General features: G+C 63.1%; 11 protein-coding genes. 10 read left to right on the forward strand and 1 reads right to left on the reverse strand.

Annotated features, from left to right (window positions below):
- Positions 1-39: 39 nt before the first annotated feature.
- From DWV00_RS29980 to DWV00_RS30000, 4 genes are all read left to right on the forward strand, one after another.
- Complete coding sequence (locus DWV00_RS29980) at positions 40-1,422, forward strand: MFS transporter (RefSeq protein WP_115537241.1); 1,383 nt, start codon at positions 40-42, stop codon at positions 1,420-1,422.
- A 241-nt stretch (positions 1,423-1,663) separates the two neighbouring features.
- On the forward strand, positions 1,664-2,818 hold the full coding sequence (locus tag DWV00_RS29990; protein WP_115537243.1) for a pyridoxal phosphate-dependent aminotransferase: 1,155 nt from the start codon (positions 1,664-1,666) through the stop codon (positions 2,816-2,818).
- Between the two features lie 110 nt (positions 2,819-2,928).
- Positions 2,929-3,720, forward strand: coding sequence for an ABC transporter substrate-binding protein (locus tag DWV00_RS29995; protein WP_115537244.1), 792 nt, complete (start codon positions 2,929-2,931; stop codon positions 3,718-3,720).
- Positions 3,721-3,967: 247 nt separating this feature from the next.
- On the forward strand, positions 3,968-4,843 hold the full coding sequence (locus DWV00_RS30000) for a LysR substrate-binding domain-containing protein (RefSeq protein ID WP_115537245.1): 876 nt from the start codon (positions 3,968-3,970) through the stop codon (positions 4,841-4,843).
- 39 nt (positions 4,844-4,882) lie between these two features.
- Here DWV00_RS30000 and DWV00_RS30005 read toward each other — a convergent pair whose 3' ends face one another.
- Positions 4,883-5,791: a LysR family transcriptional regulator gene (locus DWV00_RS30005; protein WP_115537246.1), complete on the reverse strand. Its 909-nt coding sequence runs from the start codon at positions 5,789-5,791 to the stop codon at positions 4,883-4,885.
- A gap of 147 nt (positions 5,792-5,938) precedes the next feature.
- Here DWV00_RS30005 and speB point away from each other — a divergent pair, with 147 nt between their 5' ends.
- The 6 genes from speB (at position 5,939) to DWV00_RS30035 (ending at position 13,289) form a co-directional block, all read left to right on the forward strand.
- Positions 5,939-6,892, forward strand: a complete 954-nt coding sequence (speB, locus tag DWV00_RS30010; RefSeq protein WP_115537289.1) for an agmatinase — start codon at positions 5,939-5,941, stop codon at positions 6,890-6,892.
- Between the two features lie 229 nt (positions 6,893-7,121).
- Positions 7,122-8,816 carry a 5-guanidino-2-oxopentanoate decarboxylase gene (locus DWV00_RS30015; protein WP_115537247.1) on the forward strand — a complete coding sequence of 565 codons (1,695 nt, stop codon included), beginning with the start codon at positions 7,122-7,124 and terminating at the stop codon, positions 8,814-8,816.
- Positions 8,813-10,291: an aldehyde dehydrogenase family protein gene (locus DWV00_RS30020; RefSeq protein ID WP_115537248.1), complete on the forward strand. Its 1,479-nt coding sequence runs from the start codon at positions 8,813-8,815 to the stop codon at positions 10,289-10,291. The genes DWV00_RS30015 and DWV00_RS30020 overlap by 4 nt, the downstream gene beginning before the upstream one ends.
- 135 nt (positions 10,292-10,426) lie before the next feature.
- Complete coding sequence (locus tag DWV00_RS30025; protein WP_115537249.1) at positions 10,427-11,524, forward strand: ABC transporter substrate-binding protein; 1,098 nt, start codon at positions 10,427-10,429, stop codon at positions 11,522-11,524.
- Positions 11,525-11,571: 47 nt separating this feature from the next.
- A complete protein-coding gene (locus DWV00_RS30030) occupies positions 11,572-12,450 on the forward strand; it encodes an ABC transporter permease (RefSeq protein ID WP_245965095.1) in 879 nt (292 codons plus the stop codon).
- A complete protein-coding gene (locus DWV00_RS30035) occupies positions 12,447-13,289 on the forward strand; it encodes an ABC transporter permease (protein WP_115537250.1) in 843 nt (280 codons plus the stop codon). The genes DWV00_RS30030 and DWV00_RS30035 overlap by 4 nt, the downstream gene beginning before the upstream one ends.
- Positions 13,290-13,320 lie beyond the last annotated feature (31 nt).

The raw sequence follows: 13,320 nt of genomic DNA on the forward strand, positions 1-13,320 counted from the left end.
AGCCGAATAGAACGGTACCACCCGCTTTGGAGACAGAAGATGAGTACCAGAAAGATGATGTCGCCGCAGCCAAGCGCTGCAAATATCGGGTCAACGAGTGGCGCTTCGGCCATCCATGCGGAGGAAGACACGCCGGTGCTCGCGAGCGCCGAGCCGCGGCTGCTTCGGCGGGCCGCCATGGCAAGCTTCATCGGCAATTTTGTCGAGTGGTTCGATTACGCGTCATATGGATATCTAGCAACGATCATCGCAGCGGTCTTTTTCCCGAAGAGCAACGCGTCAACGGGGCTGCTTGCGGCCTACGCCGTGTTCGCGATTTCGTTCGTCGTGCGGCCGCTGGGTGGTGTCGTTTGGGGGCATTTCGGCGACAAGGTGGGGCGGCGCAAGGCGCTGTCGCTGTCGATCTTGATCATGTCGTGCTCGACCTTTCTGATCGCGTTCCTGCCGACCTATGCTCAGGTCGGCACCTTGGCTCCGATGCTGTTACTGAGCGTGCGGGTGATACAAGGCTTCTCGGCCTCGGGAGAATATGCAGGGGCGTCGGCATTCTTGGCGGAATACGCCCCAGAGGGCAAGCGCGGCTTCTATACGAGCATCGTGCCTGCCAGCACGGCGGCAGGCCTGTTGTTCGGGTCGATCCTCGTGGCGGTCATGCATGCTGTATTAACCTCGCAGCAACTCCACGATTTCGGTTGGCGCTTGCCGTTCTTGCTTGCCGCACCGTTCGGGCTCGTCGGGCGCTATATCCGAGTGCGTCTCGAAGATACGCCGAAGTTCCGAGCCCTCGAAGGGGCGCATCACGTTGCTCAGGCGCCGGCATCGGAGCTGTTGCGCCGGTATAGAGGCAAAATGCTGATCGCATTTGGCGTGACATGCTTGAATGCCGTGGCTTTCTATCTGGTATTAAGCTACATGCCGACCTATCTTTCGACCGAGATGGGCATGGGCGAGACCGATTCGTTCATTGCCGCAACGATCTCGCTTGCGGCGTATATCGGATTTATTTTCATGATGGGCGCATTGTCTGATCGAGTGGGCCGCAAGACCATGTTGATCGGTGCATCGATCCTGTTCGCGGCGCTGACCGTGCCGCTTTTCAAGGGACTGGCAGGCGCGAGCTTCGCGACGGTCGTGCTGATTCAGATTGCGTTCGGCGCGTTGCTGACCATGAACGACGGAACGCTACCGTGCTTTCTTTCCGAGATTTTCCCGACACGCGTGCGTTACAGCGGCTTTGCGTTTACGTTCAACGCGGCGAACGCACTATTCGGCGGCACCGCGCCGCTTGCAGCGACCTGGCTGATCGGCGTGACGGGAAGCAAACTCGCGCCGGCCTGGTATCTCGTCGGTGCGGCGGGCGTCGCTTTGATCGCGATGTTGGCAAGCAGCGAGACGGCACGGCATCCGTTGGCCGATAACTAGCTAGACATCGACTCTCGATTGGGTTCGCGGGAAGAAGCGATGGCCCGAGCAGACGCTTGGGTCATCGCCTCGATCGTGGCACGTACGTCTTCCGTCAACGCGTCATTACAAAAACTCATGCCTCGCATGACGAAGTTTCGATTGTAGGCGCCGTCCGTATCGGGCTTAATCGCCACTATCGGATCGAAGCCGTGCCTGCCGTTCGGGCAGGGCGCCGATCCCGCCGGATGGAGAAAGCCCGATGCAGAGCGCCTTGCGGATTCGCTCGAAACTGCCTGATGTCGGTACGACGATCTTTACGGTCATCGGCCAGCTTGCCGCGCAACACGATGCCCTCAATCTCTCGCAGGGCGCACCCAATTTCGATCCCGATGCGAAGCTGATCGACGGCGTGACGCGCGCTATGCGCGACGGTCACAACCAGTACGCGCCGATGGCCGGCGTCGGCGCCTTGCGCGACGCCCTCGCGCAAAAAGTCGAACAGCTCTACGGCGCCCGCTACGACCCGGCCACCGAAGTCACCGTGCTCGCGAGCGCGAGCGAAGGCTTGTACTCGGCGATCAGCGCGCTCGTGCATCCGGGCGACGAGGTGATCTACTTCGAACCCTCGTTCGACAGCTACGCCCCCATCGTCCGGCTGCAGGGCGCCATGCCCGTGACCATCAAGCTGTCGACCGATCACTTCCGCGTGGACTGGGACGAGGTGGCGGCGAGCATCACGCCGAAGACGCGCATGATCATCGTCAACACGCCGCACAACCCCACGGCCACGGTGTTCGGCGATGCCGACATCGAGCGGCTCTCGGCCCTGACGCGCAACACGGGCATCGTGGTGTTGTCCGACGAGGTCTACGAGCACGTGGTCTTCGACGGCGCTCGGCATCACAGCATGGCGCGCCATCGCGAACTCGCCGAGCGCAGCGTGATCGTCTCGTCGTTCGGCAAGTCGCATCACGTCACGGGTTGGCGCGTCGGGTACTGCCTCGCGCCCGCCGAACTGATGGAGGAGATCCGCAAGGTGCATCAGTTCATGGTGTTCTCGGCCGACACGCCGATGCAGTACGCGTTCGTCGAGGCGCTGCGCGATCCCGCGAGCTATCTAGGCCTCGCCGCGTTCTACCAGCGCAAGCGCGACCTGCTCGCGAATGCGCTCGTGAAATCGCGTTTCGAATTGCTGCCGAGCGAAGGCAGCTTCTTCATGCTCGCGCGCTTTCGCCGCTTCTCCGACGAGCGCGACAGCGACTTCGTGCTTCGCTTGATTCGCGATGCGCGCGTCGCCACGATTCCGCTATCGGCCTTCTATACCGACGGCACGGACTCGGGCCTGATACGCCTGAGCTTTTCGAAGGACGACGCCACGCTGCTCGAAGGCGCGCGCCGGTTGTGCACGATCTGATTGCCGCCGGTGCGCGAGCGCCGGCGTATCGCCATGCCGTCTGACGTTGCGCCGGCGGCTTGATAGAGCAGAGCGCGGGATACCGCATCACAGACGAAAGGAGATCATCCATGAAGTTGCTCGGAAAACTACTCGTGCTCGCGTGCGCGCTCGCTTCGGTATCCGCGTCGGTCAGCGCGTTCGCCGCGGATTCAGTGTTGCGCTTCGGTCTGGAAGCGCAGTATCCACCGTTCGAATCGAAGGGGCCCAGCGGCGATCTGCAAGGTTTCGATGTCGACATCGGCAATGCCGTGTGCCGCGCGGCGCACTTGACGTGCAAGTGGGTGGAAACCTCGTTCGACGGGCTGATCCCCGCGCTGCAGGGACGCAAGTTCGACGCGATCAATTCGGCCATGAACGCAACGGAAAAGCGCCGTGAAGCCATTGACTTCACCACGGTGATCTACCGCGTGCCGACGCAGCTGATCGCCCGACGCGACAGCGGCTTGCTGCCCACGCCCGAGGCGTTGAAAGGCAAACGCGTGGGCGTGTTGCAGGCGTCAATTCAGGAAAACTACGCGAAGGCCCACTGGGAAAACGCGGGCGTGACGGTCGTGTCGTATCAGGACCAAAACCAAGTGTATTCGGATTTGCAGACGGGCCGCCTCGATGCCACGCTGGTGCTGGCCCCCGCCGGTCAGAAGGGCTTTCTCTCGCGTCCGGACGGCAAGGACTTCGCCTTCGTAGGCCAGCCCGTGCGCGACGACAAGATTCTTGGCAGCGGTGTCGCTTTCGGGATTCGGAAGGGCGACGCGGCCTTGAAGAAGCAACTCGATGCCGCCATCGCCAAGGTGCAGGCGGACGGCACCGTCAAGACGCTCGCGCAGAAGTATTTCGGCGATATCGACGTGTCGGCGAAGTAGGCCGAGCGAACGCTGCCGACGCGGACGCATCTCGGCCCCGGCTGCAAGAAGCTGCAAGAAGCACGGGCGCGGTACATGAGGTACCGCGCCCGTGCCGCATTCGCCGTCATGAGCGAACTGCATGGAAGAAGGGAAATTCCGTATTGCACAATCGGGCTGGATTCCCGATCTTAATGTGCAGCGCATCCGGTAGTCTGTCCGCGGGCCGGCGTGTATCCATTTCGATTGCGCCAACGCTATTATCGCCATGCGACGCCTTCCCCCATTGAACGCGCTCCAGATCTTCGAGACGGTGGCACGCCACCGCAGCTTCACTCGCGCGGCCGAGCATTTGTGTCTGACGCAAGGTGCGGTGAGCCGGCAGATTCTGGCGCTGGAAGACTACTATCAGTTCCCGCTTTTCAAGCGCCACGCCAAGGGCCTGACGCTGACGGCCGAAGGCGAACTGCTGCTTCCGGCGGTGAAGGAAAGCTTTGCGCGCATCGAAGAGGTCTCGCTTCGTCTCACGCGCCAGCGCACCGATCTTGCGCTGAAGGTGCCAACCTGCGTCATGCGCTGGATGCTCCCGAAAATCATGCAGTTTCAAGCCGAGCATCCGAGCCTGCAGGTTCAGATCACGACAACCTGGCAGCATGACGTGGACTTCACGGTCGAACCGTTCGACGCCGCGATCATCTATGGTTCATCGCCCGGCGCCGATGTGCATGCCGTGCCGCTGTTCGACGAGCGGCTTACACCCGTTTGCACACCCCAGCTCCTGGACGAGAAGCCGTTGAACGACACGACGGATCTGGCTCGGCACACGCTGCTGCACCCCACGCGCGACCATCGGGATTGGAGGATGTGGCTCGATCGCGCCGGTGCGACCAACGTGGACGTGAACCTGGGGCCGAGCTTCGAAACGCTCGACATGGCGACCAACGCCGCGATGCAGGGCTTCGGCGTGGCCATCGGCGACTCGATGCTCGTCGCGGAAGATGTCGCGGCCAAGCGTCTCGTCATGCCGTTCGATACGTTCGTCGAAACAGGCGCGCGCTACTACTTCGTCTACCCGGATTGCGTCGCGCATCAACCGAAGGTGGCGTTGTTCAGCCAGTGGATCAGCGAGCGTCGCGGCGTTTGAGCGATTACCCGGGTGGCCAGGCCCGCCGCGATGAGACGTCTAGGTCGCGGCACCACCGTGCGCATGCTTTAAATCCTCGATGAAAGCGCTGACGATCGGACTGGGCCGGGTGTACTTCTGCGTAACCATGTGAAACGTGACCGTGTAGGCGAGCAGCTTGGGATTTAGCGCCGCCAACAAACCCTGCTCGACGTAGGGGGCGGCGAAATGCTCGGGCAGGTAGCCCAGATGCGAGCCCGACAGAATCAGCAGCGATACCGCCTCCATGTTGTCCGCTTGCGCCGTGATGCGGCGAGGCCGGACGGGTATCTGCGCTTCCGGCACCGGATAGCTGCGCCAAGCCCATTCGCTATCGGCAACGGCCGGCGGCTTGACTGCGCCGGCACGTTTGAACAGGGGATGAGCGCGGCCGCAGTAGGCGATTTGCCGTTCGGCGAACAGCGGGGTGTACTCGAGCGTCGGCACGCGATGCCAAAAGTAGCCGACGGCGATCTGAATGTCGCCTTTCAGCAGATGTTCTTCCAACTCGCCGGGCGACCAAACCGATATTGAAAAACGCACCGCTTCGTCGCGCCGCCGGAACTGCGCGATCGCGTCGCTGATGCGTGCGTTCTGACTGATCGGGGTGTGCCCGATCAGGCCGATCCTCAGCGTGCCGACAAGCTTCTTGTCCAGGTTGCGCGCTTCGTCGCCGAATTCTTCGACGGCCGCCAGCAAGCGCTTCGCCAATGCGAGGAATCGTTCTCCCTTCTCGGTCAGCTTGAACCCGCTGCGTCCGCGATCGCAGAGCCGATAGCCCAGCCGGGTCTCGAGCGCGGCCAATTGCGCGCTGATCGTTGGTTGGCTGATGTTCAGCGTGGTTTGCGCGACGGTGATGCCGCCCGCGTCGGCCACCGCGAGAAAGATACGGATGAGCCTCAGGTCGAGATCGGTGAGTCCTGTCAGCACGTTGGTCTCCTTTGCCTCGGATTACATAGCCAAAAGCCTATGTGAGCATCGACTATTCGTGATTCAACTTTCCTTTGCGGCGCTTTATAAACGTATCTGCAGGCACGATCTAATCATACGGCGGAACGAATGCAAATGGAGGAATCGATGGCGACAGAGTATTTTCAACCCCTAGGCGGCAACGAAATGCCGCGCAGCGGCGGCATCGCGACGATGATGCGCCTGCCGCATCTGCCGAACGCAAAGGGGCTCGACGTTTGCTTCGTCGGCGTGCCGTTCGATCTGGGCACGTCCAACCGCACCGGTGCGCGCTTTGGGCCGCGTCAGGTGCGCACGGAGTCGGTCCTGCTGCGTCCGTACAACATGGCGACGCGGGCTGCGCCGTTCGATTCGCTGCGCGTGGCCGATATCGGCGATGTCGCGATCAACCCGTACAACTTGCATGACTCGATTGCGCGCATCGAAGCGGCCTATGGCGCGATTCTCGCGCACGGCGCGAAGCCGATCACGCTCGGCGGCGACCACACGATCACGTTGCCGATCCTACGTGCGATCCACGCGAAGCACGGCAAAGTCGGTTTGATCCATGTCGATGCGCACGCGGACGTCAACGACACGATGATGGGCGAAAAGATCGCCCACGGTACGCCGTTTCGACGCGCGGCGGAGGAGGGGTTGATCGATGGGGAGCGCGTCGTGCAGATCGGGCTGCGCGGCACGGGCTACGCCGCCGAAGATTTCGACTGGTGCCGCGAACAAGGTTTTCGCGTCGTGCAGGCCGAGTCTTGCTGGAACCGCTCGCTCGAACCGTTGATGCGCGAGGTGCGCGAACAGCTCGGCGCGGGCCCCGTCTATCTGACTTTCGACATCGACGGCATCGATCCCGCCTACGCGCCCGGCACGGGTACGCCCGAGATTGCGGGGCTGACCGTGCCGCAGGCGCTCGAAATCGTGCGCGGCTGCTGGGGCTTGGACCTGGTGGGCGCGGATTTGGTCGAGGTCGCGCCGCCCTACGACCCGTTCGGCACCACTGCGCTGTTGGGCGCGAACCTCGCGTATGAAATGTTGTGCGTGTTCCCGGGCGTCGTACGCCGCGATTGAGCGGACGTCCGCCGCCCCGATCGATCGCGCGCGACCACGGCGCAGGGTATGCAGGAATGTCATGCGCGCCATGAGAAGTAATCGATTGCCGGCTAGGGTGCCGATATCGAGAATGCATCGAAAGGAAGGCGCCCTTATGCATCGCGGCGCCTGCTGATCGACGATCGAATCGCGTGCACCGGATCGACCGCCTTCAAGGTTAGAACCCAAATCAAGAGTGTCACGACCTATGAATTTTCCCGAGAATCCAATCTGTTTCGATGAAGCGGCCTTAGCGACGGCTGCGCCGTCGCCGGTCTCGCATCGAACCTGCGGCGAGGCGCTGGTGAGGTTGCTCGAGGGGTATGGCGTCGAGTACGTGTTCGGCATCCCGGGTGTCCATACTGTCGAGCTCTATCGAGGGATCGCGGCGTCTTCGATTCGTCACGTCACGCCGCGGCACGAGCAGGGCGCGGGTTTCATGGCCGACGGGTACGCGCGGGTGACGGGAAACCCGGGTGTCTGCTTCATCATCACCGGCCCGGGGATGACCAATATCGCGACGGCGATGGCGCAGGCCTACGCGGACTCGATTCCCATGTTGGTCGTCTCGAGCGTCAACGCGCGCCGGGAGCTCGGGAGCGGCGATGGCCGGCTGCATGAGCTGCCTTCGCAGCGCAATGTGTTTGCAGGACTCACGGCGTTTTCGCATACCCTCTACGACCCGGCCGAATTGCCGCAGGTCCTGGCGCGTGCCTTTGCCGTGTTCAAGAGCGCGCGTCCGCGCCCCGTGCATATCGAAATCCCGCTCGATGTGATCGTGGCGTCGGCGAACGGCATTGCGTTGAGTCCGGCGCCCCTTCCGGCAAAGCCGCACGCTAGCGCCGCCGCGCTGGCCGAGGCGGCGTTCCTGCTCTCCTCTGCGCGGCGCCCGCTGATTCTTGCGGGCGGCGGCGCGCTGAGCGCCGCGGCGCAATTGCGCGAGCTGGCGGAGCGTCTGCAAGCCCCTGTTGCGCTGACGATCAATGCCAAGGGGCTCTTGCCGTGCGCTCATCCGCTCTTGATCGGATCGACGCAATCATTGCCCGAGACGCGGGCGATGATCCGAGAGGCCGATGTCGTCTTGGCGGTCGGGACGGAGCTTGGCGAAACTGACTACGACGTCGTGTTCGATGGGGGCTTTTCGATCGAGGGAAGCCTCGTTCGCATCGATATCGACGCGCAGCAACTGATGCGCAATTTCCGCCCCGACGTCGGCATCTTGGGCGATGCGGAGCAGGCGCTCGGCGGCATTTCGGACATACTGGATAAATTCGAGTCCGTCGTGATCGAGCCGACTTGGGGCGCGGCGCGCGTCGCGGCGGTGCGCAGTGCGGTTTGCGTGAACTACGACGGGCCGGCGCATGCGCAGAAGCGGCTCATCGACACGATCGTCGGCGCGCTGCGGAACGTGATCATCGTCGGAGATTCGACGAGCCCCGTGTACGTCGGCAATTTCATGCACGACGCGAGCGCACCGCGTTCCTGGTTCAATTCCTCGACGGGCTATGGCACCTTGGGTTACGGCTTGCCCGCCGCCATCGGCGCGCAACTCGCGGCCCCTCGGCGGCCGGTGGTGTGCCTGATCGGCGATGGCGGCTTGCAGTTCACGCTGCCGGAATTGGCCAGCGCGGTGGAGGCTAGGGCGCCGGTCGTCGTGGTGGTCTGGAACAACTTCGGCTACGGCGAGATTCGGAAATACATGGCGGCGCGCGATATCGTGCCCGTCGGGGTGGACATCTTCACGCCGGATTTCATTGCGCTGGCGCGCGGCTTCGGGTGCGACGCCACTAGCGTCGACAATCCCAAGGCGCTGGCCGCCGCGTTACAGCACGCGGTGTCGCGACAGGCCCCCACTGTGATCGAGGTTCGTGAAGCGGACTGGTTCGCGAAGGTGAGTTCATGAATACGCGCGACCCACACGTTCTTGCTCTGCCGCCGCGTACGCAGCTCTATATCGACGGTTTTTGGTGCAGCGGCGAAAGGGGCGACCGGTTGTCGGTCGTCAATCCGTCGACCGAAGAGACGATTGCCGACGTTCAAGCAGGCAGCGCGGCCGATGTGGATTGCGCCGTGCAAGCCGCGACCCGAGCATTCGAGGGTTGGAGGCACACCTCGGGCGCCGAGCGTGCCGCCTATCTTCGAGCGATCGCACGTGGCGTGCAGGCGCGGCGCGACCACTTGGCCGCACTCCAATCGCTGAACAACGGCAAACCGTTGGCGGAAGCGCAAGTCGATATCGCCGATGTGGCGGCGACGTTCGAGTATTACGCGGGGCTCGCCGAACAACTGGACGACACCGGCGAAGTGGAGGTTGCGCTGCCGAGCGCCGATCACCGTGCCGTTATACGCCGAGAGCCCGCCGGCGTCGTGGCGCTGATCGTTCCGTGGAATTTTCCGATGGTGACCACGGCTTGGAAGCTGGCACCCGCGCTCGCGGCGGGCTGCACGGTCGTCCTGAAGCCGTCGGAGGTGACGCCGCTGCCCGAACTCGAATTGACCGCCATCGTTGCCGAATCTGGGCTGCCGCGAGGCGTGCTCAACGTCGTGACCGGAACGGGAGCGGAGGTCGGCTCGGCGCTGGCGGAGCATCCCCGGGTGGCGAAGGTGTCGTTTACCGGCAGCACGGCGGTCGGAAAGCAGGTAATGAAGACCGCGGCCGACTCCGTCAAAGGCGTGAGCCTCGAGCTTGGCGGAAAGTCGTCGATCGTCGTATTCGCGGATGCGGATCTCGATCTGGCGGTCGACCTCGTCACGGGCGGCGGTTTCTTCAACGCGGGGCAAATGTGCTCGGCTACGTCGCGGGTGCTCGTCGAGCGTCCTATCGCGAAAGCCCTGACCGAGCGACTTGCCGAGCGAGTAACGCGCATCGTCGTAGGCGATCCGTTCGCCCCTGACGTGCAGATGGGGCCGCTGACGAATCGCGCCCAACACGAGCGCGTGCGGCGATTCATCGAAAGGGGCAAAGCGGACGGCGCGCGTCTAGTGGCTAGCGGGGACGTGCCCGAAGGACCGGGCTATTTCGTCGGGCCGACGGTATTCGCGGATACGCCCATCACGAGCGCGCTGTGGCAAGAAGAGATCTTCGGCCCGGTGCTGTGCGTGCGCGGTTTCGACACGGAAGAGGAGGCGATCGACATGGCGAACGACACCGACTACGGGCTTGTCGGATCGATCGTGACGGGCGACGCGAAACGCGGTAAGCGGGTGGCGGATCGACTAGCCGCCGGGGTGGTGTGGATCAATGCGCCGCAATTGATATTCCCGCAGACGTCATGGGGCGGATTCAAGCAAAGCAGCGTCGGGCGCGAACTCGGCCCGTTCGGGTTGGCCGCATTTCAGGAAATCAAACAGGTACTCACGACGATCTCGCGCGCATGAGCTTATGTCATAGCGCTCATGCAGAGATTTCGATTGTTGCCGGTATTTGACGCATCTAGAGTTTCTTCACGCACAGCATCGTCGATCGACGGATCGACATCGACCCACACGCACAAAGCGACACCGGAGACGATCATGGAAGACATCAAGCGCGGCAGGAGAAACGCCATCAAGACGATCGGCGCGGCACTGGCGGCCACTGCTTTGCCGATGCCGTTTATCGGCGGCGTACGCGCGCAGGAACGCAGCTTCGCGGGCAAGACGCTGCGTTTGCTCACATGGTCCGACGACACGGGGACGGCAGCGCTGCGCAATATCGCGCAGACGTTCAGCGCGAAGACGGGCGCCAAGGTCATTGCGGATCGCGCGGACGGCACCTCGGGGATGGTCGCCAAAGTGAAGGCGGCGGGCGAGCGGCCCACCTATGATGTCATCACGTTGGCCGGCGTCGGTGCTTCGGGCCTCGCGGATGCGGGCCTGTTGACGAAGCCCGATCTCGACAAACTGCCCAATCTGAAGGATGTGCCCGAGCAGTATCGAACGGGTGCGAACGGCTTCGGCATCGGCTATCTGCTGTGGTCGGACGGCCTCATCTACAACACGTCCACGGTGAAAACACCGCCTTCGAGCTACGAGGCGCTTTGGGATCAGAAATACGCGGGCCGTATTTTCTTGCCGCCCCCGGAGTGGGCGGAGGCCGTCGATCTCGCGATCATCGCCGCCAAAATGGCCGGCGGCTCGCAGCAGAGCATCGAACCGGGCTTCAAGAAGCTCGCGCAATTGAAGGATCGCGTGATGACGCTCGGCGAGAATCCTAACCAAATCGCCGATCTGTTCCGTACCGGCTCGCTCGATCTCGGCGGCATTTATTCTCCGGCATTTTTCCCGGACCAGATTCGCAAGCCCGAATACAACATGGGCGTCACCTATGGAATGAAGGAAGGGTTTGCGACGCAACTGATGTTCTCGGTCATTCCGAAAGCGCACCCCGGCGACGCCGACCTGATTCACGCCTTCATCAATCATTCACTCGATGCCGGCGTGCAAGGCCGCATGGCCGCCGATGTGCTGAACGGCCCCGTAAACGCCAAGGCCGTGATCCCCGCCGCCAGTCGCGCCTTCGTGCCGTCGGCGGAGCAAATCGCTCACAACGCCGTCTTGCACGACGACAAGGCGCTTGCCGCGGTTCAAGCTGCCTGGATCAAGCGGTACACCGAGATCTTCTCGGCGTGATGGCCATGTCCGCGCTTTCGCCTCGACGTTCCGGAACCGTTCGGGCCATGCAGGAGGGCGGCTTGCCGGCCGCTCCCGCGCTCCCGAGTGTTCCTCCCTGGCTCTTGCTCGCCCCGATTCTCGTGTTTCTCGCGGTGCTCGTGGCGGCGACGCTCGCCGTGATCCGCATGAGCTTCGGCATTTCAGGCAACGAATGGCGGGCGTGGACGCTTCAGAACTACGCGGATCTGCTCGACAGCTATTTCCTCAAGTCGCTTTGGCTCACGCTCTCGCTCGCATTTCAAAGCATGGTCTGCGCCGTGGTGCTGGCGATACCGGTTGCGCTGGCGATGGCGCGCACGCGGTCGCGCCTCGCCCGGCGCCTGCTGCTGGCCGGCGTGCTGCTGCCCTTGCTCGTCAATTTGCTGCTGCAGGGCTATGGGTGGCTGGTGATACTCGGGCCCGCCGGCTTGCTCAATCACCTGCTGCTTGCAACCCATCTGGTCTCGCGGCCGGTGATGTTGCTGTATCGCGAACACGGTGTGCTGCTCGGGTTGATCCAGACTGCATTTCCGCTCGCGGTGCTGCCGCTCTCGAGCGCCATGCGTGCGGTATCGCACTCGTACGAGGAGGCCGCCGCGACGCTCGGCGCGACGCGCTGGCAGACGCTGCGTCATGTGATGCTGCCGCTCGCGATGCCGGGACTCGTTTCCGGGGCGCTGCTCGTCTTCGCCTACAACGCGAGCGCGTTCGCCGTGCCGCTTTTGCTCGGTGGACGCAGGGTGCCGATGTTGGCCGTGCTGGTTCACGATCAGGTTGCGCCGCTGCTGAACTGGCCCGCCGCATCCGCGTCAGGCGTGGTGCTGATGGCGGCGACGCTCGTGGTGATGGCGGTTTCGCAACGTCTCGTGCGAGCGTTGCAACGTACTGAGGAGCCTCGCTCATGAGCACCCTGAGCCTTCGGGCGGCGATGCCCGGCCGCCTCGGACGGATGACGAGCATGCTGGCGGGATTCGTTTTGCTGCTCGCCGCGATGCCGATCCTGACGATGATCGTCATGTCGTTCGGCAATTCGGACACACTCGAGTTCCCGCCTCGAAGCTTTGGACTGCATTGGTATCGCGCCGCGTGGCACACGTTCGTTTCGCCCGATGCGGCCGACGTCATGTCGATGGGCAGCGCGTTCAGCACGAGTCTCATCGTAGCGGTTTCGACGATGTTGATCGCGACGGCCGTGTCCGTCCCAGCGGCATATGCGTTGTCGCGCTACCGCTTTCGCGGCAAGGCGATCGTCGAGCAGCTCGTCGCGCTGCCGCTCGTCTACCCGCTCGTCATGCTGGGGCTGTCGCTGCTGCTCGTGTTCAACGTCTTGCCCCTGGACCTCGGCGTTCCGCGCCTCGTCGTCGCACATGTGATTTTGGCGTTGCCTTTCACGGTGAAGAACTGCGCGGCGTCGGTCGCGTCGATCGGCCCGGAGTACGAGGAAGCCGCGTGTCTCATGGGTGCAGGCCCACTGAGGGCGCTGGTGGATGTGATCTTGCCGCTGATGAAACCGGGCATTCTGGCCGGCATGCTGTTCGCGTTCATCATCTCGTTCAACGAGTTCACGGTGACGTTCTTCCTCTACGGCATCAATTCGATGACGCTTCCGATCTGGCTGTACAGCCGCACCGTATCGTCCCTCGACCCGACCGTATTTTCGTTCGCGGTGTTCATCGTGCTGATCGACTTCGCACTGATTTGGCTTCTCGAAAAGCTGGTCGGCGACGAAGGCGTCGCGCTCTGACGCATTCGCGCTCCGAATCATTCGCGCTATA

Source organism: Trinickia dinghuensis (assembly GCF_003367175.1).
Taxonomy (GTDB): Bacteria; Pseudomonadota; Gammaproteobacteria; order Burkholderiales; family Burkholderiaceae; genus Trinickia; species Trinickia dinghuensis.

Coding starts and splice junctions, on each gene's coding strand:
- DWV00_RS30035 (WP_115537250.1), top strand. CDS start 12,447: ATGAGCACCCTGAGCCTTCGGGCGGCGATGCCCGGCCGCCTCGGACGG.
- DWV00_RS30025 (WP_115537249.1), top strand. CDS start 10,427: ATGGAAGACATCAAGCGCGGCAGGAGAAACGCCATCAAGACGATCGGC.
- speB (WP_115537289.1), top strand. CDS start 5,939: ATGGCGACAGAGTATTTTCAACCCCTAGGCGGCAACGAAATGCCGCGC.
- DWV00_RS29980 (WP_115537241.1), top strand. CDS start 40: ATGAGTACCAGAAAGATGATGTCGCCGCAGCCAAGCGCTGCAAATATC.
- DWV00_RS29995 (WP_115537244.1), top strand. CDS start 2,929: ATGAAGTTGCTCGGAAAACTACTCGTGCTCGCGTGCGCGCTCGCTTCG.
- DWV00_RS30000 (WP_115537245.1), top strand. CDS start 3,968: ATGCGACGCCTTCCCCCATTGAACGCGCTCCAGATCTTCGAGACGGTG.
- DWV00_RS29990 (WP_115537243.1), top strand. CDS start 1,664: ATGCAGAGCGCCTTGCGGATTCGCTCGAAACTGCCTGATGTCGGTACG.
- DWV00_RS30030 (WP_245965095.1), top strand. CDS start 11,572: ATGCAGGAGGGCGGCTTGCCGGCCGCTCCCGCGCTCCCGAGTGTTCCT.
- DWV00_RS30020 (WP_115537248.1), top strand. CDS start 8,813: ATGAATACGCGCGACCCACACGTTCTTGCTCTGCCGCCGCGTACGCAG.
- DWV00_RS30015 (WP_115537247.1), top strand. CDS start 7,122: ATGAATTTTCCCGAGAATCCAATCTGTTTCGATGAAGCGGCCTTAGCG.